At 63.0% G+C, this 24,631-nt stretch carries 22 protein-coding genes; 6 read left to right on the top strand and 16 right to left on the bottom strand.

All coding sequences use genetic code 11. The features are described 5' to 3' along the window. The first annotated feature begins 69 nt into the window (after nucleotides 1-69). Together MNR02_RS07200 and zigA are read left to right on the top strand one after the other, a co-directional pair. Nucleotides 70-1,170 (top strand): zinc ABC transporter substrate-binding protein, encoded by a 1,101-nt coding sequence (locus tag MNR02_RS07200; protein WP_241948629.1) that lies wholly within the window; start codon nucleotides 70-72, stop codon nucleotides 1,168-1,170. Nucleotides 1,171-1,378: 208 nt separating this feature from the next. Next, complete coding sequence (gene zigA / locus MNR02_RS07195; RefSeq protein WP_241948628.1) at nucleotides 1,379-2,584, top strand: zinc metallochaperone GTPase ZigA; 1,206 nt, start codon at nucleotides 1,379-1,381, stop codon at nucleotides 2,582-2,584. A gap of 20 nt (nucleotides 2,585-2,604) precedes the next feature. Here the strand turns inward: zigA and MNR02_RS07190 are convergent, their stop codons facing one another. The 7 genes from MNR02_RS07190 to MNR02_RS07160 form a co-directional block, all read right to left on the bottom strand. Beyond that, nucleotides 2,605-3,738, bottom strand: coding sequence for a Gfo/Idh/MocA family protein (locus MNR02_RS07190; RefSeq protein ID WP_241948627.1), 1,134 nt, complete (start codon nucleotides 3,736-3,738; stop codon nucleotides 2,605-2,607). A gap of 11 nt (nucleotides 3,739-3,749) precedes the next feature. Then, nucleotides 3,750-4,511: a sugar phosphate isomerase/epimerase gene (locus MNR02_RS07185; RefSeq protein ID WP_241948626.1), complete on the bottom strand. Its 762-nt coding sequence runs from the start codon at nucleotides 4,509-4,511 to the stop codon at nucleotides 3,750-3,752. A gap of 15 nt (nucleotides 4,512-4,526) precedes the next feature. Beyond that, nucleotides 4,527-6,986, bottom strand: a complete 2,460-nt coding sequence (locus MNR02_RS07180) for a glycoside hydrolase family 2 protein (protein WP_241948625.1) — start codon at nucleotides 6,984-6,986, stop codon at nucleotides 4,527-4,529. Between the two features lie 201 nt (nucleotides 6,987-7,187). After that, a complete protein-coding gene (locus tag MNR02_RS07175) occupies nucleotides 7,188-8,276 on the bottom strand; it encodes an ABC transporter ATP-binding protein (RefSeq protein ID WP_241948624.1) in 1,089 nt (362 codons plus the stop codon). Between the two features lie 3 nt (nucleotides 8,277-8,279). Beyond that, on the bottom strand, nucleotides 8,280-9,218 hold the full coding sequence (locus tag MNR02_RS07170; protein WP_241948623.1) for a carbohydrate ABC transporter permease: 939 nt from the start codon (nucleotides 9,216-9,218) through the stop codon (nucleotides 8,280-8,282). Further along, entirely contained in the window at nucleotides 9,211-10,113 is a 903-nt protein-coding gene (locus MNR02_RS07165) for a carbohydrate ABC transporter permease (protein WP_241598773.1), read from the bottom strand. The genes MNR02_RS07170 and MNR02_RS07165 overlap by 8 nt, the downstream gene beginning before the upstream one ends. A gap of 171 nt (nucleotides 10,114-10,284) precedes the next feature. Further along, nucleotides 10,285-11,520, bottom strand: a complete 1,236-nt coding sequence (locus MNR02_RS07160; RefSeq protein ID WP_241598771.1) for an ABC transporter substrate-binding protein — start codon at nucleotides 11,518-11,520, stop codon at nucleotides 10,285-10,287. Nucleotides 11,521-11,931: 411 nt separating this feature from the next. Between MNR02_RS07160 and MNR02_RS07155 the strand changes: the two genes are divergently transcribed. Beyond that, nucleotides 11,932-12,975, top strand: a complete 1,044-nt coding sequence (locus MNR02_RS07155) for a LacI family transcriptional regulator (RefSeq protein WP_241948622.1) — start codon at nucleotides 11,932-11,934, stop codon at nucleotides 12,973-12,975. A 65-nt stretch (nucleotides 12,976-13,040) separates the two neighbouring features. Here MNR02_RS07155 and gndA read toward each other — a convergent pair whose 3' ends face one another. The 5 genes from gndA to ccoG form a co-directional block, all read right to left on the bottom strand. Further along, nucleotides 13,041-14,471: an NADP-dependent phosphogluconate dehydrogenase gene (gene gndA / locus MNR02_RS07150; RefSeq protein ID WP_241948621.1), complete on the bottom strand. Its 1,431-nt coding sequence runs from the start codon at nucleotides 14,469-14,471 to the stop codon at nucleotides 13,041-13,043. Between the two features lie 170 nt (nucleotides 14,472-14,641). Further along, nucleotides 14,642-14,797, bottom strand: a complete 156-nt coding sequence (ccoS, locus tag MNR02_RS07145) for a cbb3-type cytochrome oxidase assembly protein CcoS (RefSeq protein ID WP_241948620.1) — start codon at nucleotides 14,795-14,797, stop codon at nucleotides 14,642-14,644. Further along, on the bottom strand, nucleotides 14,794-17,088 hold the full coding sequence (locus MNR02_RS07140) for a cation-translocating P-type ATPase (protein ID WP_241948619.1): 2,295 nt from the start codon (nucleotides 17,086-17,088) through the stop codon (nucleotides 14,794-14,796). Before MNR02_RS07140 ends, ccoS begins: the two co-directional genes overlap by 4 nt. Further along, entirely contained in the window at nucleotides 17,085-17,582 is a 498-nt protein-coding gene (locus MNR02_RS07135) for a FixH family protein (protein ID WP_241598761.1), read from the bottom strand. Before MNR02_RS07135 ends, MNR02_RS07140 begins: the two co-directional genes overlap by 4 nt. Next, nucleotides 17,582-19,150 (bottom strand): cytochrome c oxidase accessory protein CcoG, encoded by a 1,569-nt coding sequence (gene ccoG / locus MNR02_RS07130; RefSeq protein WP_241948618.1) that lies wholly within the window; start codon nucleotides 19,148-19,150, stop codon nucleotides 17,582-17,584. The genes MNR02_RS07135 and ccoG overlap by 1 nt, the downstream gene beginning before the upstream one ends. Before the next feature lie 235 nt (nucleotides 19,151-19,385). On the opposite strand from ccoG, the gene MNR02_RS07125 reads away from it, so the two are divergent. The 3 genes from MNR02_RS07125 (at nucleotide 19,386) to MNR02_RS07115 (ending at nucleotide 21,009) form a co-directional block, all read left to right on the top strand. Continuing rightward, the gene (locus tag MNR02_RS07125) at nucleotides 19,386-19,802 is read left to right on the top strand and encodes an SRPBCC family protein (protein ID WP_241948836.1); all 417 of its coding nucleotides are present in this window, start codon (nucleotides 19,386-19,388) and stop codon (nucleotides 19,800-19,802) included. Next, nucleotides 19,799-20,155, top strand: coding sequence for a VOC family protein (locus tag MNR02_RS07120; RefSeq protein ID WP_241948617.1), 357 nt, complete (start codon nucleotides 19,799-19,801; stop codon nucleotides 20,153-20,155). The genes MNR02_RS07125 and MNR02_RS07120 overlap by 4 nt, the downstream gene beginning before the upstream one ends. Nucleotides 20,156-20,271: 116 nt before the next feature. Next, complete coding sequence (locus MNR02_RS07115) at nucleotides 20,272-21,009, top strand: GGDEF domain-containing protein (protein ID WP_241948616.1); 738 nt, start codon at nucleotides 20,272-20,274, stop codon at nucleotides 21,007-21,009. 55 nt (nucleotides 21,010-21,064) lie between these two features. On the opposite strand, the gene ccoP is transcribed toward MNR02_RS07115, so the two are convergent. The 4 genes from ccoP to ccoN are packed head-to-tail and all read right to left on the bottom strand — an operon-like array spanning nucleotide 21,065 to nucleotide 24,457. Next, on the bottom strand, nucleotides 21,065-21,928 hold the full coding sequence (gene ccoP / locus MNR02_RS07110) for a cytochrome-c oxidase, cbb3-type subunit III (protein WP_241598753.1): 864 nt from the start codon (nucleotides 21,926-21,928) through the stop codon (nucleotides 21,065-21,067). Between the two features lie 2 nt (nucleotides 21,929-21,930). Further along, nucleotides 21,931-22,083, bottom strand: coding sequence for a cbb3-type cytochrome c oxidase subunit 3 (locus MNR02_RS07105; RefSeq protein WP_241598751.1), 153 nt, complete (start codon nucleotides 22,081-22,083; stop codon nucleotides 21,931-21,933). A gap of 11 nt (nucleotides 22,084-22,094) precedes the next feature. Continuing rightward, the gene (ccoO, locus tag MNR02_RS07100; protein ID WP_241598750.1) at nucleotides 22,095-22,826 is read right to left on the bottom strand and encodes a cytochrome-c oxidase, cbb3-type subunit II; all 732 of its coding nucleotides are present in this window, start codon (nucleotides 22,824-22,826) and stop codon (nucleotides 22,095-22,097) included. 11 nt (nucleotides 22,827-22,837) lie between these two features. Then, nucleotides 22,838-24,457 (bottom strand): cytochrome-c oxidase, cbb3-type subunit I, encoded by a 1,620-nt coding sequence (ccoN, locus tag MNR02_RS07095; RefSeq protein ID WP_241948615.1) that lies wholly within the window; start codon nucleotides 24,455-24,457, stop codon nucleotides 22,838-22,840. Nucleotides 24,458-24,631: the final 174 nt, after the last annotated feature.

The following is a 24,631-nucleotide window of genomic DNA, read 5'->3' as shown; positions in this document are numbered from 1 at the left end:
TATGGCACACGTTATAGCATAACGCAATTGATGTAATAACATTACATTCACATTCAAGCGGAGTATCCCATGCAAAAGGCCATTCGCGCCCTCCTCCTCTCCACCGCTCTTCTCGTTGCCGGCGCTGGTGCCGCGCGCGCCGAGACACCCGATGTCGTCGTGTCGATCAAGCCGATCCATTCGCTGGTCGCCGCCATCATGCAGGGCGTCGGCGAACCGAGCCTTATCGTGGAGGGGGCTGCCTCGCCGCACACCTATTCCCTGAAGCCGTCCAATGCGACCGCCCTCCAGAACGCCGATGTGGTCTTCTGGGTCGGCCACGGCCTGGAAGCCTTCCTCGAAAAGCCGCTGGAATCGCTGGGCGGCAAGGCCACCGTGGTGGAACTGGACCACGCGCCCGGCCTTGAAAAACTGCCTTTCCGCGAAGGCGGCCCTTTCGAGGCGCATACACATGAAGGCGAAGGTCACGATCACGCGCATGAGGGCGAGGAAGGTCACGCCCATGACCATGAAAAGGAAGGCCACGATCACGGCAAGGAAGCGCATGCCCATGGCGAAGAGGCGCACAACCACGACCATGGCAAGGAGGCCGAAGGCCACGATCATGCCCATGGCGAGGAAGCTGCGCATGAGGGCCATGAACACGGCGAATTCGACATGCATCTGTGGCTGAGCCCGCAGAACGCCCGCGCCATCGCGGCCGAGGCCGCCAAGGTTCTCGCCGAGAAGGACCCGGCCAATGCCGAGATCTACAAGAAGAACCTCGCCGGCCTGGAAGCAAAGCTCGATGCGCTCGACAAGGAGGTCGCCGAGACCGTGGCGCCCGTAAAGGATAAGCCTTTCATCGTCTTCCACGATGCCTACCAGTATTTCGAACATCATTACGGCATGCACGCCGCAGGCTCCATCACGGTCAGCCCGGAAACCCTGCCCGGTGCGGAACGCCTGACGCAGATCCGCGACAAGGTGAAGACGCTGGGCGCCACCTGCGTCTTTGCCGAGCCGCAGTTCGAGCCGAAGCTGGTCAATGTGGTGATAGAGGGCACGCCCGCGAAATCCGGCGTTCTCGACCCCGAGGCCGCGACGCTCGAGCCCGGCCCGGACCTCTATTTCACCCTGATGAAGAGCATCGCCACCTCTCTGCGCGATTGCCTCGGACAGGCCAGCTGAGGCGCGCTTGCCGTCCGTAAAAGGACAGGCTCCCGGCTCCGGCCTGAGGGCAACGCCCGATTCATCCTCCACGTCATCAAGAGCATGGAGTGGACTAGGGTGGGGCCTATCGGGTCCGGCAGTCTCCTTCGTCGACAACGCCGTGGCGGGATCATCCCGCCATTTTTTAGCACTGCGAATGTAATACTATAACATAAGGGCAAATCGCATGGACAACCGCCTCCCCGTTACCGTCCTCTCCGGTTTCCTCGGCGCCGGCAAGACGACGCTTATGAACCACGTGCTCAACAACCGCAGCGGCCTGCGCGTCGCGGTCATCGTCAACGACATGAGCGAGGTGAACATCGACGCTGCACTCATCCGCGATGGCGGGGCGGACCTGTCACGCACCGGCGAACAACTCGTGGAAATGACGAACGGCTGCATCTGTTGCACGCTGCGCGACGACCTCCTCAAGGAAGTGCGCCGCCTCGCCGACATGAAGCGCTTCGACTATCTGCTGATCGAATCAAGCGGCATTTCCGAACCGCTCCCGGTCGCCACTACCTTCGACTTTCGCGACGAGGACGGCTGGAGCCTGTCGGATGTCGCCCGCCTCGACACGATGGTCACGGTGGTCGATGCGGCAAACCTCCTCAAGGATTACGGCTCGCAGGATTTCCTGGCCGAACGCGGCGAAACGGCTGGCGAAGAGGACAACCGGACACTGGTGGAACTGCTGGTCGAGCAGATCGAATTCGCCGATGTGATCGTGCTCAACAAGACGGGTGCGGCCAGCCCCGGCGACCTGCTCGCCGCCCGCCAGATTATCGGCGGCCTGAACAGCGCGGCCCGCGTGATCGAGACCGATTTCGGCAGGGTCGAGCTGGGAGACATCCTCGGCACCGAGCTGTTCGACTTCCAGAAGGCCAGCGAGCATCCGCTGTGGTTCAAGGAACTGCACGGCTTCAAGGACCACGTTCCCGAAACGGAGGAATACGGCATCCGCTCCTTCGTCTATCGGGCAAAGAGGCCTTTTCATCCCGCCCGCTTCAAGGCTTTCCTCGACGAGAGCTGGCCGGGCGTCATCCGCGCCAAGGGCTTCTTCTGGCTCGCCACGCGGCCGCACCATGTCGGCGAGATGAGCCAAGCGGGCGCGCTCGTGCGCAGCGGCCGGCTCGGCCTGTGGTGGGCTTCCGTTCCCCCGCAGCACTGGCCGCAGGACGAAGCGGCGCGCGAGGCCATCGCCCGCTATTCGGATCCCGTCTGGGGCGACCGGCGGCAGGAACTGGTCTTCATCGGTGCGGGCCCGATGGACGAGCATGACATCCGCCGCCGGCTCGACGCCTGCCTCGTCGCCGAAGAGACGTTCGAACCGGCGCGCTGGGCAAACCTGCCCGACCCCTTCCCGCTCTGGATGCGCCAGGCGGGGTGAGCGGATGAGGTCGCGCGGTGCTAGCGAAGCAGCGCGCGCGCCTCCTCGATGCCGAAGGCTTCGGGCTGGGTGCAGGTCGTGACGATATCGACCGTCCGGCCCTCCTCGGCGGAACGCAGAATGGCCGTGAGCACGTCGATCGTGTGCAGCGAGCGGTCGAGCGAGCAGCGATAGTCGCGGCCTGTCGTCACGGCGTCCATCATGTCGGCAAGGCCGATGCCGCGGTAATTGGCCTGCCGGCCCCAGTCGAACTGATAGTTTTCGGCCGTCAGCGGATGATCCCAGACGTCGACCACCTTCGGCTCCTTGTCGTTGCCGGCGACTTCGACGGTGCCGCCGAAGAAATTCGGGTCCGGCACGAAGACCGCGCCGTCCGTGCCGTAGAGTTCCATGTTCTGGTGACGATGCGCCCACACGTCCCAGCTCGCCATCAGCGCGACCTGCGCGCCGCTGATGAATTCGAGGATGGCATGGATGTTCGTGAGCACGGCGACCGGCACCGCCTCACCGAGCCTGGGGCCATTGGCGATAATGCGCTCCTCGCGTGCCCGGTTGCCGAGAGCCACGACGCGCTTTACCGGCCCGACCAGGTTGACGAGATTGTTGACGTAATACGGACCCATGTCGAGGATCGGCCCGCCGCCCGGCGCGAAGAAGAAATCAGGGTTCGGATGCCAGCTCTCCATGCCCGGCCCCAGCACATGCGCCGTGCCGGACATGATCTTGCCGACCCTGCCGCTATCGATGAGGTGGCGCACGAACTGGTGCGATCCGCCGAGATAGGTGTCGGGCGCCGAGCCGACCTTGAGGCCCCTGGCATCGGCGATGCGGCGCAGGTCCTCGCCCTGTTCGAGCGACAGCACGAAGGGCTTTTCCGAATAGACATGCTTGCCCGCCTCAAGCGCCTGTTTCGACACCGGGTAATGCGCCTCGGGGATGGTAAGGTTCACGACCACATCGACGTCAGGGTTTGCCAGCAGTGCGGCGATCTCCTGCGCCGGCACGCCGAATTCCTCCGACCGTGCTTTCGAGGCCAAGGGATTGATATCGGCGCAGGCGACGAGCTTCAGGTTCCTGAAGGTCGGGATCAGCTTGAAATAGGCGCCCGAGATATTGCCGCAGCCGATGATGCCGACTCCGTATTCCTTGCTCATGATATCAGTCCTCAGAATGTCTTGACGGTCGCAATCGAGCGGGTGGCAAGCCGGGTGATATCGCTCGGATTGTCATGCTCGACGATGAAATGTTTGGCCGGCGTGCCGGCGAGCGCCTTGGCGAGATCGGCCCACGGCACCGTGCCATGCCCGACATCCGCCCAGCCGTCCTCGTCGGCGTTCTCGCCCTTAGCCGCGATGTCCTTGACATGGACGGTGGTGATGCGGCGGCCGTATTTCTGGATCCAGGCGAATGGGTCGGCCCCGCCGCGGATGATCCAGGCGATATCCGCCTCCCAGGTCAGGTCAGGGCCGCCCGTGAAGAGATGGTCCAGCGGCACGGTGCCGTCGGGCAGCGTAAAGAACTCGAAGTCGTGATTGTGCCAGCCGAACACGAGGCCCACCTCGCGGATCGGAGCTCCGGCCCTCTGCAGCCGCTCGCCAAGCGCATGCCAGCCCACAGCGTCGGTCGGACGATGCTCCGGCAGAAGATAGGGGCAGTAGACCGCCGTAATGCCGAGCGTGCGGCAGATGTCGAGCACGCGATCCGGATCTGCCTCCAGCATGTCGAGGCTGAAATGGGCGGTCGGCATGGTGAGGCCATTTCTGTCGAGATCGGCCTTCAGCTGCTGGATCGCGGCGTCGTCGAGCGTCTCATAAAGGGCGCTGTAGCCTTCGACTTCGCGATACCCGGCATCGGCCAGGATGCGGAACACTTCGGCGAAGGGCTGGAAGTTGCGGGCGCTGTAGAGCTGGAAGCTGACGGTCTGCATGACGGTTTCCTTGGTTCAGTCTTGATGGGTCTGGCACGAGTGAAGGTCGAGCCAGTGGAATGTCGGATCAACGCCGCGCTCGGACGGCGTGAAGATGAGTGTCTTTGAGGCGCCTGCGGTGAGGTCGAACGCATTATCCGACCAGCGACCGGGAACGTCGGCCTCGAGCATGACGTGCAGGGCAAGGCCGCGCGCCGTAGCGGTCACGGCAAAACGACCGTCGTCGCGCGGTGCGATATCGAGCGTCAGCCCGGAGGCCCGGAGATCGAGCGCCTTGTAAGTGCCGGAGACATGGTGCCCTTCGCCTGCCATGCCGTTCGAGGCCTTGAAGGACCAGAAGAGCAGCGCGTCCTCGGGGAGACCGGGGGCAAATACGGAAAACAGCATTTCCGCCCTGTCCGGCCCGCAGGCGCCCTCGATGCTGCGATAAGGTCTGCGCTCGCCGGACAGCGAGACAAGCCAGGTGTCGAGCGTCACGGTAACGGGTTCGGCCGTATCGTTGACCACCGAGAAACCGATCGTCTGGCTATCCTTCGACGGAATGGCGGCAATGGCCACGGGCTGAAAGAAGCGGCGCACCATGTAGTGCATGGCCTTCCAGCTGCCGCCGTAATCAAGGCTTGACCAGGAAGCGACCGGCCAGGTGTCGTTGAGCTGCCAGTAAAGTGTGCCCATGCAATGGGGCTTCAGAGAACGCCAGTATTCGACGGCAGTGCGGATGGCGAGACCCTGCTGGATCTGACTGAGATAGACGAAGCTCGCGAAATCCTTGGGGAAGCGGAAGTAGCGGAACATCGTGCCCGCGATGCGCTCGTTGCCGCCGGCGTTCTTCTGGTGGCTCTCCATCACGGGCGACGCGATGTTCATGTCCTTGGGGTCCGCGAAGGTCCGCATGACCGGCATGGAGGTGTAGGACTGGAAACCGAATTCCGAGCAGAAGCGCGGATGCACGGTGCGGTAATTGTCGAAGGACTTGTTCTCGTGCCAGACGGACCAGTAGTGCATGTCGCCGGCGCCATCGGCATGCCAGGCGTCGGCGAAATCGAGATAGCCCGACGTCGGGCTCGACGGCCACCAGATCGCGCCGGGTGCCGCCCTCTTCATCGCCACCTCGATGGTGCGGTTCAGGCGATCGTAGGAGACCAGATAACGGTCGCGATCCCGACGGCTTTCCTCGAACCAGGTGAGCGCGCCCACCAGTTCGTTGTCGCCACACCACAGCACGATGGACGGATGCGAGGCGAGCCTCTTGACCTGGTAGTCCACCTCCGCCGTGACATTGTCGAGGAAATCGACGGTCGAGGGATAGAGGTTGCAAGCGAACATGAAGTCCTGCCAGACCATCAGGCCAAGCTCGTCGCAGAGATCGTAGAACCAGTCCGGCTCGTAGAAGCCGCCGCCCCAGACGCGCAGCATGTTCATATTGGCATCGACCGCCGATTGCAGAAGGTCTCGCACGACGACCGGGTTGATGCGCGACGGCAGCGCGTCGGCAGGGATCCAGTTCGCCCCGCGGCAGAAGATTTCGCGGCCATTGACCTTCAGTGCAAAACGGCTGCCCGCCTCGTCCCTGTCCGTGATCAGCTCCACCCGCCGCAGGCCGATGCGGCGCACGACCGTCTCGGTGGGCGTCTCCACACGCACCGCATAGATCGCCTGCTCGCCATGACCGGCCGGCCACCAGAGCGCTGGCTTGTCGATGCTGAACATGTGGGTGAGCTGGGTTTCGCCGGCGACGATGCCGATATCGAGCCGAACACGCTCCTCGCCGAGCGCGAAATGCACCGGCAGGATGCCCGGCTCCTCGGCGTGGAAGGTTGCGGTGACATAGAGATCGACAGCACCATCGGCATGATGGAACTGGCGCGTCGTGACATGCTCTATGCGCGCCACCTCAAGCCGGCGCAGCACGAAGTCGCCATAGATGCCGAGCGGGGCAATGGCGATGTTCCAGTCCCAGCCGAAATGGCACTGCGGCTTGCGCAGCATGTTGCCGTTCGCAATGGGCGAATTGTCGGTCGACCACGGGATGAAGAACGGCTGTTCCGCCTGCCGCCGCGCGCCGGCCGCGATGCTGGAATGGATCAGCACCTTCAGCGTGTTTTCACCCGCCTTCAGCGCCTCGGTCACGACCGGCCGATATCGACGGAAGCAATTGTCGGCATCGAGCACCAGAACGCCGTTGAGATAGACCGACGCCACCGTGTCGATGCTGCCGATGTCGAGATACCAGTCGCCTTCCAGCGTTTCTGGCGGGAGGTCGAACTTGCGCTCGATCGCCCAGTGTTTCTCTGCCACCCACCGCACGTCGCGCTCGTTGCGGCCGGCATAGGGATCGGGAATGAGGCCGGCGGCGATGAGCGCACTGTGCACGTCGCCCGGCACGCGCATGGGTGCGGTGTGCACGGCGTCGGTGCTGGTGGCGGTCCACGTGCCGGAAAGGTCGATGGACATGATGTCGGGTGCTTGGGTCATTGGTGCGTCTCTGAACTCGTACGGGAGCTACGCCCCTCTGCCCTGCCGGGCATCTCCCCAACACGGAGGGAAATTGGATGAGGCGCGGTTTCGCTCATCTCCAACGCCAACGCTGGAGCAAGGTTTTCGCTTCCTGCCGATCTCTCCCCTGGGGGGAGATGCCCGGCAGAGCAGAGGGGGTTAGCCGCACTCTCGGGCATGTTAAATCCGCTCCTCCGTCGCCGCATCGAACAGCGAGGCCAGCCCCATGTCGAACGAGAGCGACACTGCCGTACCGGGCCGGAAGCGCCTGTTCCCGGCGACGCGGACGGCGAGTGTGTGGCCGGCATGTTTGAGCCACAGCAGGTTGTCGGCGCCCATCGGCTCCTCGATATCGACGCTCGCCTGATGCACCTCCGCGCCGGTGGCATCCTCGTCGACCTTCACATGTTCCGGTCGCACGCCCAGAACGACCTTGCGCCCGGCCTCAAGCGGTTCGCCGGCGGCATAGCCGTCAAGCGAGAACTCGACGCCGTTCGCGATGAAGACAGGCTTGCCGCCCTTCACCACGATCTCGCCGCGCAGGAAATTCATCGAGGGCGAGCCGATGAAGCCGGCGACAAACATGTTGCGCGGCGCATTGTAGATCGTGTTGGGATCGGCGAGCTGCTGGATGACGCCACTCTTCATGATGGCAATCCGGTCGGCGAGCGTCAGCGCTTCGATCTGGTCATGCGTGACATAGATCATCGTGTTCTTAAGCGACTGGTGCAGCCGTTTGATTTCCACGCGCAGCTCCGACCGCAGCTTGGCATCGAGGTTGGACAGCGGCTCGTCGAACAGGAAGACATCGACATCGCGCACCAGCGCCCGGCCGATCGCCACGCGCTGCCGCTGGCCGCCGGACAGTTCCGAGGGCTTGCGCTTGAGCAGCGGCCCGATCTGCAGGATTTCGGAAGCGCGGGCGACGCGCTTGTCGATCTCGGCCCTCGGCATCCGGGCGACCTGCAGGCCGAAGGAAAGGTTCTTCTCCACCGTCATCTGCGGATAGAGCGCATAGGACTGGAAGACCATGCCGATGCCGCGGTCCTTCGGCTCCTCCCAGGTGACGTTCTTGTCCTTGATGAAGATCTGCCCGCCAGTGGGCTCGAGCAGGCCGGCGATGCAGTTGAGCAGGGTCGACTTGCCGCAGCCCGACGAACCGAGCAGCACGAGAAACTCGCCCTCCCCGATATCCAGATTGAGGTTTTCCAGCACGTTGACCGCGCCGAAGCTCAAAGAAAGGTCCTTGATTGAGACGGATTTCTGCATGGCTTAACCCTTGACTGCGCCGGCGGCGATGCCGCGGACGAAAAGCCGTCCCGACACGAAATAGACGATGAGCGGAACCGCGCCGGTAAGCAGTGTCGCGGCCATGTTGACGTTGTATTCCTTCACCCCCTGGACGGAGTTGACGATGTTGTTGAGCTGCACGGTCATCGGGTAATATTCCGGCCGCGTGAACACGACGCCAAACAGGAAGTCGTTCCAGATGCCGGTGATCTGCAGGATCATCGCCACGACGAAGATTGGCAGCGACATGGGCAGCATGATGCGGAAATAGATCTGCCAGAACCCCGCTCCGTCGATGCGCGCCGCCTTGAACAGCTCCTCCGGCAGGGACGAGAAATAGTTGCGGAAGAGCAGCGTGAGGATCGGCATGCCGAAGATCGTGTGCACGATGATGAGGCCGGTCAGCGTGCCGTAGATGCCCATTTCCCGGAGCACGATGACGATAGGATAGATCATCACCTGATAGGGAATGAAGGCTCCGATGATGAGGATGGTGAAGAACAGGTCCGCCCCCTTGAACTTCCAGTTGGCCAGCGCATAGCCGTTGACCGAGGCGACGAGGATCGAGATCAGCGTCGAGGGCACGGTGATGCGCACCGAATTCCAGAAGCCGCGCGACAGGCCATCGCAGTTGAGACCGGTGCAGGCGGTGGCCCAGGCCTTGGCCCAAGGCTCGAAGGTCACTTCCACCGGCGGCGAGAAGATGTTGCCGAGGCGGATTTCCGGCATGCCCTTCATGGAAGTCACGACCATCACATAGAGCGGCAGCAGGTAGTAGAGCGCCGCCACGAGAAGCGTGCCGTAGAGCATGATGTTGCGACCGGAAAGCGTGCGGCGGGGCTTCCTGCCCCAGGGCTCGCCCGGCGTTCCGGCGGTGGCGACGCGCGCCGCGCCGGGCTTGAGGGAGACGGTCTCAGCCACGCTTGCGTCCTCCGAATTCGAGATAGGCCCACGGGATGATGATGATTGCGACGGTGATGAGCATCATGGTGGAGGCGGCGAAGCCCTGGCCGAGGTTCTGGGCCTGGAACATGTAGTCGTAGACGTATTTCGCCGGCACTTCCGAGGCGATGCCCGGGCCGCCGCTCGTCTGCGCGACAACGAGGTCATAGACCTTGACGATGCCGCTCGCGATGATGACCAGCGTCGTGATGAAGACCGGGCGCATCATGGGAATGACGATGAAGAGATAGGTCTTCCACATGGGGATGCCGTCGACGCGCGCGGCCTTCCAGATATCCTCGTCGATGCCGCGCAGGCCGGCCAGCAGCAGGCACATGACGAGCCCCGTGCCCTGCCACAGCCCGGCGATCAGCACGCCGTAGATGACGATATCGGCATTGTAGAGCGGATCGAACGTGAAGCTTGTCCAGCCAAGCGAACGCACTACCGACTGCACGCCGAATTCCGGGTTCAGGATCCATTGCCAGACGAGGCCCGTCACGATGAAGGACAGCGCGAAAGGGTAGAGAAAGATTGTACGAAAGGTGTTTTCGAAGCGGATCTTCTGGTCCATCAGCGCCGCCAGAAGGAAGCCCATGACGAGGCTGAAGACCAGCGTGAAAAAGCCGTAGATCGCCAGGTTCTGGATCGAGACGATCCAGCGCGGCGCATCCCACAGGCGCTCGTACTGGTCCAGCCCGACGAATTTGGCGCGCGGCAGGAGCTTGGAATTGGTGAACGAATAGACGACCGTCCAGATCGTGCCGCCGAGAAAAATGACGACGGCGGTCAGCATCATGGGAATGGATGCAATCTTCGAACTGAGATTGCGCAGCAGTTTACTGGGGCGACCGGTGTGTGCCTGGCCCGTCATGGGTCACTCCTCCTTGGTCTCGATCATACGGGCGGGCGCAAGCGCCCGCCTTCGCGAACCGCAAAACCCAGTCACCCACTCTTTCGTTATCCTCAGGACAGGCCCGAGCATGGCGGCAAAGAGGTCTCGGGCCTTGCTGACGGCCGGCAACAAGCACCGGCCGTCCGCTGATCATTCCGCCGAGGCGATGATGTCGGCAAAACGTTTCTGGGCGTCTTCCGGTGTCATCGAGGGGTTGGCGAAGAATTCGGAGAAGAGGTCTTCCTTCTGCTTCTGGCTGTCGGCCGAGAGCATCTGGTCCGGCGCCTCGATCACGTTGCCCTTGGCAAGGATGTCGAGACCCTTCTTCATGCAGTCGTTGGCGGCGGCGAGATCGACATCGCCGCGCACCGGCAGTGAGCCTTTCTTCAGGTTGAAGGCGACCTGCGTTGCGGGCGCCAGCAACGTCGATGCCAGCACTTCCTGCGCCTTCGACTTTTCCTCATCCTTCAGCAGCGGGAAATAGAAGGCGTCGCCGCTGGTCGAGATGATATCGTTCACGCCGAGGCCCGGAAGGCAGGTATAGTCCTTGCCGGCCACCTGTCCCGCGAGCGCGAACTCGCCCTGCGCCCAGTCGCCCATGATCTGGCCGCCGGCCTTGCCGGTGATGACCATGTTCGTGGCCTGGTTCCAGTCCTGCACATTCGTGCCCTTGGACATGCGGCGCGCATCGTCCGCGGCCTTGAAGACCCTGGCAATGTCAGGACCGCCGGCGACTTCGGCATCGCGGTCCTTGAAGACCTTGTAGAACGTGTCCTTGCCGGCAATTGCGACCATCAGCACATCGAAAGCGCCAGCGGCCTGCCAGGGCTGACCGCCAACCGCGAGCGGCACGATACCGGCCTTTTCAAGCGCCGGAGCGGCGGCGACAAACTCGTCCCAGTTCTTGGGAACCGCCACACCGGCCTTTTCGAAGGCCGCGTTGGACAACCACAGCCACTGCCAGGAATGGATGTTGACGGGCGCGCAATAGATCTTGCCGTCGAACGTGCAGCTGTCGAGCAGGCTTGCGGGCTTGATGATCTCCTTCCAGTTTTCCCTGGTCGCGACATCGGTGAGGTCGCGCATCAGGCCGGCCTCGACCAGTTCCTCGGCCTGGCGGCCGTGGTTGAACTGCGTGGCACCCATGGGGTCGCCGCCGGTGATGCGGCTGATCATGATCGGTCGCGCCGTTCCGCCGGCGCCGGCAATTGCGCCGTCCACCCACTTGTTGCCCGTCGCATCGAATGCCTTTGCAAATTCGGCGACCGCCGCGGCCTCCCCGCCGGACGTCCACCAATGGGTCACTTCCAGATCGGTCGCATTGGCTGCGGCGAACGGCAGGACCACGGTCACCGCCAATGCAGCGGCCATCGAACGAATTTTCATGAGTCTCCTCCCTCACTGAAACGTTGCAGTAAAAAAGTAGACGAACAGATTGGAATACGCAACCAGCAAGCGCAGCAAATGCGTGTTTTCCTCAAGAGACAGACTTCGGGAGACATGAAGAGAGCGCCGAGATTCGACGAAAATCAGTATCATCCGGATATTAAAGTATTAATTTTAAACGATATTATAGAGACTTCGGATGGAGGCAGTTTCCCTCTCTCGCGTCCCGGTGTCCTGCGACCTCGCACCCCGGAGACAGCCACGGAAGCATCGAGAAAAACCGTCTATGGAAATTTAAGCTCGACAAACAAACTATATCGTTACAGTTTCAGAGGCATTCCTCGAGCCAATGTGGCAGTGTCGGGCATAATATGTATAACCGCTCGCTAATGCGGAGAGGTTGGGGCTGGAATGAAGAACAGGCTGAGCGAGGGAGCACGCGCCGCGTCCGCGGGCACGAATGAGCGGCCGACACTGAAGACGATCGCCTTCATGACGGGCCTCGGCATCACGACGGTTTCGCGGGCACTCAAGGACGCGCCCGATATCGGCACGGAGACGAAGGAGCGCGTGCGCCTCGTCGCCGCCCAGATCGGCTACCAGCCCAACCGGGCGGGCGTTCGCCTGCGCACCGGCAAGACCAACGTCATCAGCCTCATTCTCAGTCTCGAGGAAGAGATCATGGGTCTGACGAGCCCCATGGTGATCGGCATCTCGGAGGTGCTTGCCGCGACCCAGTACCATCTCGTCGTCACCCCCTACCGCGCCCAGGGCAATGCGCTCGATCCGGTGCGATACGTCCTTGAAACTGGCGCGGCCGATGGCGTGATCATCTCGCGCACCGAACCGAAGGACCCGCGCGTGGCGCTGATGATGGAGCGCAATTTCCCCTTCGCCACCCATGGCCGCACGGAGATGGGTCTTGCCCATCCTTATCACGACTTCGACAACGAGCGCTTCGCCTACGAGGCTGTGCGCAAGCTCGTCGAAAAGGGCCGCAAGCGCCTCGTGCTGCTCCAGCCGCCGCCCTACCTGACGTTCTATCTGCACATGCGCGCGGGCTTCGAGCGCGGCATCCGCGACTTCGGCGCGACAGCCGTACCCTTCAACGAGGTGAACCTCGACAGCAGCCTCGTCGATATACGAAGGGCGGCCGAAAACCTCATGCGCGCGCCGAACGCGCCTGACGGTATCGTCTCGGGCAGCGGATCAGGCGCGGTGGCGCTCGTCGCGGCGCTGGAGGCGGAAGGACTGAAGCTCGGCACGCATATCGACCTCGTGTCCAAGGAATCGCACATGCTGCTGCAATGGCTTCGCCCCGAGGTCATGACCATGCGCGAGGACATCCGCCTCGCCGGGCACGAACTCGCCAAGGCCGTGATCGCCCGCATCGAAGGCCGCCCGCCGGAAGAACTGCAGACGTTGAGCTACCCCATCCCGACGGATCAGGGCTGACACCGCCAAAACGAAAACAGCCCGGTTTTGCAACCGGGCCGTCTCGTATAATGCCGCGAAAGACGTCAGCCGTTCAGGCCGGAGCCCCACGGGCCGTGGTGGCTGTCGGCGCCGTCGAGGCGGTCGAAGCCGTGGGCGCCGAAGAAGTCGCGCTGGGCCTGGATGACATTGGCGGTACCACGGCCGCGGCGGTAGCTGTCGAAATAGCCGAGTGCGGAAGCGAGTGCCGGAACCGGCAAGCCGTGCAGCGCGGCGGCCGACACGACGCGGCGCAGCGCTGCGTCGGTGTCCTTCACCATGGTGGCGAAGGCCGGGGTGACGATGAGGTTCGCAGCATCCGGTGCCTTGGTGAAGGCGCTGGTGATCTCGTCCAGGAACTGCGAACGGATGATGCAGCCGGCGCGCCAGATTTTGGCAATCGTCGGCATCGGCAGGTTCCAATTGTATTCCTTGGAAGCGGCGGCCATGACGGCGAAGCCCTGCGCATAGGCGCCGATCTTGCCCGCCAGCAGCGCGCTTTCGAGATCCTTGATGAAGGCGGCCTTGTCAGCGACCGAAAGTGCGGGCACATCCGGCAGGCCAAGAATCTTTTCGGCGGCTTCCCGCTCGGCCTTGAACGACGAGATGGAGCGTGCGGCAACGGCGGCTTCGATGCCGGTCGCCGGCACGCCCATGTTCTGGGCTTCGATGGCAGACCACTTGCCCGTGCCCTTCTGGCCGGCCTTGTCGAGGATCATGTCGACCATCGGACCACCGGCAGTCGGGTCCTTGGCGGCCAGAACCTTCTCGGTGATCTCGATAAGGTAGGATTCCAGACGACCCTTGTTCCACTGGCCGAAAACCTCGCCGATCTCGGCGGCGCTCATCTTCAGGCCGTCGCGCAGGATGCCGTAGATTTCGGCGATCATCTGCATATCGGCATATTCGATGCCGTTGTGGATGGTCTTGACGAAATGGCCGGCACCGTTCTCGCCGAGCCAGGCAACGCACGGGTCATCGTTGTACTTGGCGGCAATCGAGGTCAGCACCTTCTCGACGCGCTTCCAAGAATCTTCCGTGCCGCCGACCATGATGGACGGGCCGTGGCGCGCGCCTTCCTCACCACCGGACACGCCCATGCCGATGAAGGTCAGGCCGGAATCCTTGAGTGCATCGAAGCGGCGCATCGTGTCGCGGAAATTCGCGTTGCCGGCATCGATCATGATGTCGTTCTTTTCGAGGTATGGACGCAGCAGATCCATCTGCTGGTCGACCGCCGCACCGGCCTGGATCATGATGATGATCGGCCGCGGCGGGCGGATGGCGGCGACGAATTCCTCGATGGTCTCGCAAGGCACGATCTGGCCCTTGAGGTCGCCGGCCTCCTCGTAAAACTCCTTCGTGCGCGCAACGGTGCGGTTGAACACCGCGATCTTGTTGCCCTTCTCGGCGATGTTGAGCGCAAGGTTGGAACCCATCACGCCGAGACCGATAAGACCGATTTCCGCCTGTGCCACGATAGTACCTCCGTAGGTATGGCGCGGCGGGGATGAATTTCGGAACCGTGCCGAAAACGCCGCGCGAAAAGAGAGAGTGGAGCATCGCTCCAGCGCGCGTGTTTTGGCATTCAAATCGATTTACGACAAGGGTTTGTTTGAGTTCCGGGCCATTTTAGAACCCCTCGAAACTACTTGCCCGGACGGTCGTCGCCATCGTCGAGGACGCGCCATGCCGCGCCTTCGACATCATCATACTGCCCGCTCTTGAGTGACCAGAGAAAGGCCGCAAGCCCCAGCGCGCCCAGGAAAAGCGCGATGGGTATGAGAAAGATGAGCGTGTTCATGCCGCCTTCACCATGGGGTTGACCGGACGTGCCGCATCCGCCGCGCGTGTCGCAAAGGCCGGCAGGCGTCCGCGCAGGCGCAACGAATTGAGCACGACGGTAATCGACGAAGCAGACATTGCTATGGCGGCGATCAACGGCGTCGCATGACCAAGGATGGCGATAGGTATGGCAACGACATTGTAACCGATAGCGAGTGCAAAGTTCTGACGGATCAGGCGCCCGGCTCTTCGTGCGGTTTCGAGTGCGAAAGGCACGGCCTCCAGACTTTCATGCAGGAAAACCAGATCCGCCGCCTGACGGCCGACATCGGCTGCGGTCGCAGGCGCCATGGAAACGTGTGCGGCCGCCAGCGCCGGCGCGTCATTGATTCCATCGCCCACCATGAGGACGCGGTGACCGCGTGCGGCCCGTTCGGCTACGGCCTCGGTCTTCTCACGCGGCGAAAGACCGGCCTGCCAGCGCTCGATGCCGAGCAGCCCGGCAACGCGCGAGACCGCCGGAGGCCGGTCGCCCGACAGGATCGTCATGTCGATGCCGTTCTCGCGCAGCAAGCCGATGGCCTCGCCGGCGCCCGCGCGCAAGGCATCCTCGAAGCGGAAGTTTTCCAGCACGGCGCCGTCCCGCGACAGCACGACCTCGGAGAGCCCGTGCGCTTCCCCGCCATCAGCCCCGTTGCCGGAGGCAAAGGCGCGGCTGCCGAGACGAAGCAGGCCCTGCGGCGTTTCCGCCTCAAGTCCGCCGCCCGCGATTTCACGAACCTCGCCAAAGACGGGCGTGGGACCGGGCACCGCGCCGGCAAGCGCTATGGAAAGCGGATGACGCGAATGGGCGGCCAGTGCCGCCGCAAGCGCAAGATGGGCACGATTGACGCCGTCGCGATCGACAAGGCGCGGCTTGCCGAGCGTCAGCGTGCCGGTCTTGTCGAAGACGGCGGTGTCGATCTCGGCCAGGCGCTCCATGGCCGAGCCGTCCTTCACCATGACGCCGCCGGCAAACAGGCGGCCGGCCGCAACCACCTGGACGACCGGCACAGCAAGCGCAAGCGCACAGGGGCATGTGATGATCAGCACCGCTATGGAGACCATGAGGGCATGTTTCCAGTCGCCGTCATAAAGTCCCCAACCGAGGAACGAGCCCAGTGCCATGACATGCACGACGGGCGCATAGACTTGCGATGCGCGGTCGGCGATGCGGCGATACCGTGCCCTCCCGCCTTCAGCGGCTTCCATCAGACCGATGACTTCCGACAGGAAGGAATCGCGCGCGGTCGAGACGGCTTCGACCAGAAGCGAACCTGTGAGGTTCATCGCGCCGGCCTCAAGACGGGTGCCCGGCCCGGCGGCAAGCGGATCGCTCTCGCCATTGACGATGGAACGGTCAACATCGCTCGCGCCTGTCAACACACGGCAATCGACGGGAATGCGCTCGCCGGCCGCGATGGCGAGATGATCGCCGACCGCGATTTCCTCGACCGGACGATAGTCGCGCGTGCCGTCGGCCAGCATTACCATGGCGCCGCGCGGCGAAAGGCGCGCAAGGCCCGTGATCGCCGAGCGGGCACGGTCGCGCATGACATGGTCGAGCGTGCGGCCGATGAGCAGGAAGAACAGCAGGCTGACGGTCGCGTCGAACCAGGCATGCTGGGCGCTGTGCAGCGTCTCCCACAGCGAGAAGACATAGGAGAGCGTGATCGCGATGGCGATCGGCACGTCCATGTTCGTGCGGCCGTGGCGAAGCGCATTCCAGGCCGAGCGGTAGAAGAAGCGGCCGGCATAGATCAGCGTCGGACCGGCGATGAAGGCGGAAATCCAGTGGAACAGGTCGCGCGTCGCGGCCTCTGCCCCCGACCAGACGGAAACCGAGAGCAGCATGATATTGGTGGCCGCAAAGCCGGAAACGGCGACGGCGCGGATCAGCTGGTTGCGCAGGGCGTCTTCGCCATCGCCGGCAAGCGAGAAGAGGTGCGTCTCGTAGCCGGTGGCGGCGATGGCCGCCGCCATGACCTGCGGATCGGTGGCCGTGTTGTCGACCTGCTCCTTCCACACCACCGACACGCGGCGGGTGGACAGGTTGACGCGCGCCCGCTCCACCGCCGGCAGCGCCTGAAGGGCGGTCTCGATGGTGGTGATGCACGCGCCGCAATGGACGCCGGGAACACTGAGGTCGCTCTGGCGCAATCCCTCTCCGACCGGACGGCTGGCCAACAGCAGCTCTTCCGAGGATGGCAGCGCATTGCGTGCGCGCACGGCATCGAGAGCCCCCTCCGTTCCCGGCGCGCAGCAGCTCATTTCGCGTCTCCCGCGACGATCGTCCGCAGCGTCTGGTGGAACACCTTCGCACCTTCATGCCGCGTGACGATATCGATCACCCACTGGCCGGTGGGCACGTCGTGCTCGACAACGAACTGCCCCGCGCCTGAAGATACCAGGGAGAGCGTGAAATCCTCGCGCTCGTCCACAGGACGCTTGAAGGTGGCCGAGACTTCGTCAGCGACGACCGGCTGACCGCCGGCATCGACGACATGGTAGACGATGCGGCCGTCCTTGATGACGATGTCACCCTCGATGCCGCTTGCAGCCAACCGCTTGGCCTCTTCCACCTTGCCGTTGAACTGCTGGCTGGCGACATAGGTGTTGGGCACAACCAGGCCGCTCCAGGTCCGCACCGCGTTCCACGCCATGAAGACGTTGACCGAGATGATCGTGCCGAAGAACAGCACCATGACGAGGAGCATGTGCCAGCCGGTGAAAACGAAACCGCGTTGCTTGCTTTCGGCGACCATTATCGTGCTCCCGGCATGTTAAATTTGGCGGAATAAGCCCTGCTTTCATGACCCTGGCGATCTTCCGCCACGATCTTGAACCCCTCGGCCGCTTCCGAAAGCTTGTCCTTGGGCAGAGTAACGAAGACTCGAAGCGCCGTCACCTTGTCCGGATCGGCCGGTATGTCAACGCTGCGGTCATCCGTGGTGTCGTAGCCTGCTATCTTCATGACGGCACCCGGCATACCCTCGATCGATACGGTGATGACACGCGGCTCCGGGATCATGTTGAGCACCTTCACGGCGTAGCCGTTGCGAATCGAGCCGTCCGATTCCACGACGAATTGCGGATTGCGGTCATGGATGACGTTGAGGTCCAGCCGCTCGCGCGACAGCAGTGCGTAAACCAGTGCCAGGCCCGCCAGCGACCAAACGCCGAAATAGAACAGCGTGCGCGGACGGAAGATGACCCGCCAGTTGAAATGCCTGATGCGATCACTGAACGCGCCGTCGGCATTACGGATGCGCGCCGGCGCGATCGGCTGTGTGCCGCCGGCGGTGGCGAGCGCCATGTTGGCCGCGTAGTCCGACAGGGTTGCATAGGCGATCAGGCCGCGCTCCTTGCCGAGCTTGTCCATGACATTGTCGCAGGCATCGATGCACAGCGCGCAGGTGATGCATTCGAGCTGCTGGCCGTCGCGGATATCGATGCCCATGGGACAGACCACGACACAGGCGTTGCAATCCACACAATCGCCAACACTCTCCCCCGCTGCGATGGCCTTCTTGGCGTGGCGGGTGCGCGGCTCGCCGCGCCAGTCGTTATAGGTCACAACCAGCGAGCTTTCATCGAGCATCGCTGCCTGGATGCGCGGCCACGGGCACATATAGGTGCAGACCTGTTCGCGCATCAGCCCGCCCAGAACGTATGTCGTCGCCGTCAGGACCGCCACGGTGATATAGGCGACCGGCGGCGCCTGCAGCGTGACGAAGTTGACAAGCAGCGTAGGCGCGTCGGCGAAGTAGAAGATCCAGGCGCCGCCCGTGGCGACGGCAATGAAAAGCCAGATGGCATGCTTGCTGACGCGTTTCCAGACCTTGGCGAGTGTCCACGGCCCGGCATCCAGCTTCATGCGCGCATTGCGGTCGCCTTCGATGGCGCGCTCGACGACGAGGAACAGGTCGACCCAGACCGTCTGCGGACAGGCATAGCCGCACCACGCCCGCCCGACCGCGGAGGTGACGAGAAACAGGCCGAAGCCCGCCATGACGAGCAGGCCGGCGACGAAGAAGAATTCCTGCGGCCAGATCTCGATGAAGAAGAAGTAGAAGCGCCGGCCGGCGAGATCGATCAGCACGGCCTGGTCGGGCGCGTAGGGACCGCGATCCCAGCGAATCCAAGGCGTCAGGTAATAGATACCGAGCGTCACGAGCATGATCAGCCACTTGAACTGGCGAAACCGTCCCTCGGCGCGCTTGGGAAAGATCTTCTTGCGCTTCTCGTAGAGGGGCTTGCGCACCTTGGCCGAGTTGACAGGCTCGGCTTCGTGGCGCTCGATGGTCGTGTCTGCGGAGTAGACGGTCGTCATAATGTACCGATGTCCCGGAATCTTCTGCGTATGCCGGAGACCATGACGCCAACGGAGCGCCACATCGTTGATCTACGTCAAGTTTGGTGGCCGTTGCGCCGGCTGTGGGCGTGGCGCGTTGCCGCACGAATGCACGGTGCGCGTGGTCGAACGCTGCCTGAAAGACAACAATGTTCACTTTTCGTTCGACTTCCCGCCATCTTTCGCTCTATCCTGCGCCGACACGGAGAGCACCATGACCACCCTGCCCGCCCGGATCGTTCACAGAAGTATCAAGCGCGACTGGCGCACTGTTTATGCCTTTGCTGCAAAGCCGGACAACATGCCGCTCTGGGCGTCGGGACTGGCGTTGGGGCTGACGCGCGACGGCGAAGACTGGATCGCCGATGGCGGACCGATCGGCAACGTGCGTGTCCGGTTCGCGCCGGCCAACGATTTCGGCGTCATCGATCATACGGTCACGCTGCCGGATGGCCGGATCGTCGAAAACGCCTTGCGCGTGGTGCCGAACGGCGATGGCGCGGAGGTGATGTTCACGCTTTTGCGGCAACCGGATATGGATGACGCGGCCTTCGAATCGGACGCGGCGCATGTGGCCCTCGATCTGGATACGATGGCGAAACTGATCGAAGACATGGAGTTGCCGCGATGAGCAGCAGAGGCGCAGATCGCAAGATCGACTATATCGAGTTCAACGTCGCGGATATTGCCCGCAGCAAGGCCTTCTATGGCGGCGCCTTCGGGTGGACCTTCACGGACTACGGGCCGCAATATTGCGAATTCCAGGACGGCCGCCTGACCGGAGGCTTCACCACAACGGCGCCCGTGCGCGCGCAGGGCGGCCCGCTCATCATTCTCTTCGCCGACGCTCTGGAAGAGACCTTGGCCGGTGTCGAGGCGGCAGGCGGCACGGTGGTACAGCCGATCTTCGACTTTCCGGGTGGACGGCGCTTCCACTTCGCCGATCCCGACGGATACGAGCTGGCGGTCTGGTCCGACCGCTGACCGCATCACCTAACGTCAAACTAGCGGCATGACGCATTTTTACCGTTAGAATTCAGGGATTTTCAACAATCGCCTCCTAGTGACGAGCCCAGCGGTAAATCAGCGTGGGCTCGTCGATGTACAGAATTCTAGGCAGGACCTTGCTGGTCGCAGTGCTGTCGACGATAGCATCGCTTGTAATCAGTTTTGCCTTCGTGCCGATGATGGGCGGCCAGGTGGCCGGCGCCGGGCTCGTCATGACCATCGTCTGCCCCATCGCCATCTCCATTCCCGCCTCACTCGTCCATTTCTACCAGGCCGACCGTCTGCGCCGCGCCAACGCGGCGCTGGCCGAGGCGCGCGATGCGCTGGAAAAAGCCTATGCCCGCCTGCAATACCAGGCCCGGCGCGACTCCCTGACCGGCCTGCTCAACCGGGCAGCCTTCATGGACGAGATCGCCGCATGCAGCAACGAGGGCATGCATGGAGGCCTGCTCTTCCTCGATGTCGATTATTTCAAGTCGGTCAACGACCGCTTCGGTCATGCCGCAGGTGATGAGGCCCTGCATCTCATCGGTGCCGGGCTCCATGGCCTGGCGCGGGAGAACGATATTGTCGGTCGCCTTGGTGGCGAGGAATTCGCGATCTTCCTGCACGATGCATCAGCCGAACGCATGCTTGATCACGCGCAGGCTGTGCGCGAAGCCGTCGCCGCGATCGATTTTCGCTCGCCGTCCGGCATCCGCATCCCCCTCGGCGTCAGTATAGGCGCCTTCCATTGCGCGCCCCGGTTCGATCCGGTCGAGGCGCTCGCCGCCGCCGATCGCAATCTCTACCGGGCGAAATCGGCGGGGCGGAACACTATCGTCGCATGAAAAAGGCCGCGTTCGACGCGGCCTTTTGCTTCTCTCGTTTGTCGTTGGTCTCGGCTTACTCGCCGCCGCCCAGCGAGTGGACGAAGATGGCAAGCTGCTTGACCGAGGCATCGCCAAGGCGCGGCAGCCAGCTCGGCATCACGCCATGCTTGGGCGAGCGGACCTGTGCGGCGATGGCAGCCTCGCCCTCACCCTTCAGCCAGATGGCATCCGCGAGGTTTGGCGCACCGAACTCCCGGTTTCCCTTGGCGTCATCGCCGTGGCAGGCTGCGCAGTTATCCGCGAAGATCTGCTTGCCCGGCTCGACGAGGCTTGCATCCGACGGCGTGCCCGTCAGGCTGACGACATAGGCCGCGACCTGCTTGATCTGCACAGGTTCGAGGATTTCTCCATAGGCCGGCATTTCCGACGTGCGCGTGTCGTCGTCGCCGGGGTTGCGGATACCATGGGCGATGGTCTGGTAGATGTCGTCCACCGAACCACCCCAGATCCAGTCGTCGTCGTTGAGGTTAGGGAAGCCGGCAGCGCCGGCAGCGCCCGAGCCATGGCACTGCGCACAGTTGACCTTGAAGGCAGACGCACCGCCCGCGATAGCGAACTGCGACAGCTGCGGGTCGGCCATGATCTCTTGCAGCGACGAGCTGGCGATGCGGTCGACGAAGGCGGACTGAGCCTGCTTGGCCTCAGCGAGGTCGGTCGCGATGTTGGCGCGGCTCGACCAGCCGAGAACGCCCTTGGTTGCGTCGCTGACCAGCGGCCATGCCGGAAAGGCGATCGTGTAACCGATCGCCCAGACGATCGTGATGTAGAACGTCCAGACCCACCAGCGCGGCATCGGATTGTTCAGTTCACGGATACCGTCCCATTCGTGGCCGGTGGTTTCGACGCCCGAGATTTCGTCAATATGTTTCTCGGCCATGATCAGTCCTCCTTGAGAGGGATTTCAGCGGCCCGTTCGGCGGCCTTGCGGGCGCCGGGGCGGAATGTGAAGGCGACGACGGCCAGGAAGAACAGCGTCATGGCCAGAAGGCCCCAGCTGTCAGCGAAGTGGCGCATGGCGGTATAGGTTTCCATGGTCGGCCTCCTCAGCGGTAACCGCTGGCATCGTCATAGGTGGAGAAGTCCACCAGCGTGCCGAGCATTTGCAGATAGGCGACGAGCGCATCCATTTCGGTGAGCTTGGCGGGATCGCCGTCGAAGTCGCCGATCTTTGCCTTCGGATAGCGCGCCTCGAGGCCCGACGTATCCGCATTCGGGTCCGCCTGTGCCTTGATATCGGCCGCTGCGTTGGCGATCATCTCGTCCGTATAGGGCACGCCTACCTTTCGGTTGGCCTCCAGATGCAGGGTGATGTTCTTCACCTCCAGAGGAGTCTCCTTCAGGAAGGCGTAGCTCGGCATCACCGATTCCGGCACGACGGAGCGCGGCTCGATCAGATGCTGGACGTGCCACTCGTTCGAATAGCGATCGCCGACACGGGCAAGGTCCGGCCCTGTGCGCTTCGAGCCCCACTGGAACGGATGGTCGTACATCGACTCCGCCGCCAGCGAATAGTGCCCGTAGCGCTCCACCTCGTCTCGGAACGGGCGGATCATCTGGCTGTGACAGACGTAGCAGCCTTCGCGGACATAGATGTCGCGGCCCGCCAGTTCGAGCGGCGAATAAGGCCGCATGCCTTCTACCTTCTCGATGGTATTTTCGAGGTAGAACAGCGGGGCGATCTCGACGATGCCGCCGATGGTGACGACCAGAAACGAGCCGACGAGAAGAAGGGTCGCGTTGCGTTCGAGGATCGCGTGTTTGTCAAGAATGGACATGGTGTCCCCTCCTATTCGGCCGGCTGGAGCGCGGGTGCAGCACCCGGGATCGGGGCTTCGTCACGCTGGTAGCCGAGGATTGTCATGGTCACGTTGTAGGCCATGATGAGCGCGCCTAAGAGGAACAGCCCGCCGCCGACGGCGCGCAGTACGTAATAGGGGAACATCGCGGCTACGGTTTCGGCGAACGAGTAGACCAGGAAGCCCTGCTCATCGTATTCGCGCCACATCAGGCCCTGCTGGATGCCGGCGACCCACATGACCGCCGCGTAGACGACGATGCCGAGGGTGGCGAGCCAGAAGTGCCAGTTGACCATGCGGATCGAGTACAGCCGTTCGCGCTTCCACAGCTTCGGAACGAGGAAGTAGACCGCGCCGAAGGTGATGAGGCCATTCCAGCCGAGCGCGCCCGAATGCACGTGACCAATGGTCCAGTCCGTATAGTGGCTGAGCGAGTTGACCGACTTGATCGACATCATCGGGCCTTCGAAGGTCGCCATGCCGTAGAAGGCGACGGCCATGACCATCATGCGCACGATCGGGTCGGTTCGAATCTTGTCCCAGGCGCCCGAGAGCGTCATCAGGCCGTTGATCATGCCACCCCACGAGGGCATCCACAGCATGATTGAGAAGACCATGCCCAGCGTCTGCGCCCAGTCCGGCAGAGCCGTATAGTGCAGGTGGTGCGGGCCGGCCCAGATGTACATGAAGATCAGGGCCCAGAAGTGAATGATCGACAGGCGGTAGGAATAGACCGGACGGTTCACCTGCTTCGGGATGAAGTAGTACATCATGCCCAGGAAGCCGGCCGTCAGGAAGAAGCCCACCGCGTTATGGCCGTACCACCACTGCGTCAGCGCATCCTGCACGCCCGAGAAGGCCGAGTAGCTCTTTACGCCCAGGAACGAGACCGGGATCGCCAGGTTGTTGACGATATGCAGCATGGCCACCGTCACGATGAACGACAGGAAGAACCAGTTGGCCACGTAGATGTGAGGTTCCTTGCGGGTCATGATCGTGCCGAGGAAGGCGACGAGATAGGCGACCCAGACGACGGTAAGCCACAGATCGACATACCATTCCGGCTCGGCATATTCCCTGCCCTGCGTGATGCCGAGCAGATAGCCGGTGGCGGCCATGACGATGAAGAGCTGGTAGCCCCAGAACACGAACCAGCCGAGATTGCCGCCAAACAGCCGCGCGCGCGAGGTGCGCTGAACCACATAGAACGACGTCGCGATCAGCGCGTTGCCACCGAAGGCGAAGATCACCGCCGAGGTATGCAGCGGCCGCGTGCGGCCGAAATTCAGCCACGGCTCGATGTTGAGATCGGGAAAGGCCAGTTGCAGCGCCACCACGACGCCGACCAGGAAGCCGACGACGCCCCAGAACACGGTGGCGATGACGCCGTATTTCACGACCTCATCGAAATAACCGCCATCGTCGGACGATGCCGCGACCTTGGCCGGCGCGAAGGAAATGCGCCGGATCATGAAAACCGTGCCCGCCAGGAGCACGAAGAAGAGGACCCACATATGGGCCCCGAAAAGCTTGTCCTGGGCAAACGCCGCGCCAAGCAGCGCGAGGAACGCGCCCACGGCAAGGACGATTGTTTCCGTTGTGTATTTCATCGTTGGCATCCCCCAACTCTCGAATGTCCCGCATGAGCCGTTCCCACGCGGAATCGGCCTTTGCGCTCGGATGAGCCTTCGCAGATGCGCACGCCAGCATCCTTGACATGGATCAAGGCGCAGAACGGAAGCCAGGCTCATCAAGGGACAGGTTGACGCAGCCCCGCCCTGCGA

It is taken from the genome of Shinella sp. H4-D48 (assembly GCF_022637395.1).
Taxonomy (GTDB): Bacteria; Pseudomonadota; Alphaproteobacteria; order Rhizobiales; family Rhizobiaceae; genus Shinella; species Shinella sedimenti.
The sequence above is the reverse complement of the archived record's forward strand: the minus strand, read 5'-3'. Positions and strand labels throughout refer to the sequence as shown.

Coding starts and splice junctions, on each gene's coding strand:
- MNR02_RS07190 (WP_241948627.1), bottom strand. CDS start 3,738: ATGAGCAAGGAATACGGAGTCGGCATCATCGGCTGCGGCAATATCTCG.
- MNR02_RS07175 (WP_241948624.1), bottom strand. CDS start 8,276: ATGCAGAAATCCGTCTCAATCAAGGACCTTTCTTTGAGCTTCGGCGCG.
- MNR02_RS07200 (WP_241948629.1), top strand. CDS start 70: ATGCAAAAGGCCATTCGCGCCCTCCTCCTCTCCACCGCTCTTCTCGTT.
- MNR02_RS07125 (WP_241948836.1), top strand. CDS start 19,386: ATGACCACCCTGCCCGCCCGGATCGTTCACAGAAGTATCAAGCGCGAC.
- zigA (WP_241948628.1), top strand. CDS start 1,379: ATGGACAACCGCCTCCCCGTTACCGTCCTCTCCGGTTTCCTCGGCGCC.
- ccoN (WP_241948615.1), bottom strand. CDS start 24,457: ATGAAATACACAACGGAAACAATCGTCCTTGCCGTGGGCGCGTTCCTC.
- MNR02_RS07185 (WP_241948626.1), bottom strand. CDS start 4,511: ATGCAGACCGTCAGCTTCCAGCTCTACAGCGCCCGCAACTTCCAGCCC.
- MNR02_RS07155 (WP_241948622.1), top strand. CDS start 11,932: ATGAAGAACAGGCTGAGCGAGGGAGCACGCGCCGCGTCCGCGGGCACG.
- MNR02_RS07120 (WP_241948617.1), top strand. CDS start 19,799: ATGAGCAGCAGAGGCGCAGATCGCAAGATCGACTATATCGAGTTCAAC.
- MNR02_RS07180 (WP_241948625.1), bottom strand. CDS start 6,986: ATGACCCAAGCACCCGACATCATGTCCATCGACCTTTCCGGCACGTGG.
- ccoO (WP_241598750.1), bottom strand. CDS start 22,826: ATGTCCATTCTTGACAAACACGCGATCCTCGAACGCAACGCGACCCTT.
- MNR02_RS07165 (WP_241598773.1), bottom strand. CDS start 10,113: ATGACGGGCCAGGCACACACCGGTCGCCCCAGTAAACTGCTGCGCAAT.
- ccoS (WP_241948620.1), bottom strand. CDS start 14,797: ATGAACACGCTCATCTTTCTCATACCCATCGCGCTTTTCCTGGGCGCG.
- MNR02_RS07160 (WP_241598771.1), bottom strand. CDS start 11,520: ATGAAAATTCGTTCGATGGCCGCTGCATTGGCGGTGACCGTGGTCCTG.
- MNR02_RS07105 (WP_241598751.1), bottom strand. CDS start 22,083: ATGGAAACCTATACCGCCATGCGCCACTTCGCTGACAGCTGGGGCCTT.
- ccoG (WP_241948618.1), bottom strand. CDS start 19,150: ATGACGACCGTCTACTCCGCAGACACGACCATCGAGCGCCACGAAGCC.
- MNR02_RS07140 (WP_241948619.1), bottom strand. CDS start 17,088: ATGAGCTGCTGCGCGCCGGGAACGGAGGGGGCTCTCGATGCCGTGCGC.
- MNR02_RS07135 (WP_241598761.1), bottom strand. CDS start 17,582: ATGGTCGCCGAAAGCAAGCAACGCGGTTTCGTTTTCACCGGCTGGCAC.
- ccoP (WP_241598753.1), bottom strand. CDS start 21,928: ATGGCCGAGAAACATATTGACGAAATCTCGGGCGTCGAAACCACCGGC.
- MNR02_RS07115 (WP_241948616.1), top strand. CDS start 20,272: ATGTACAGAATTCTAGGCAGGACCTTGCTGGTCGCAGTGCTGTCGACG.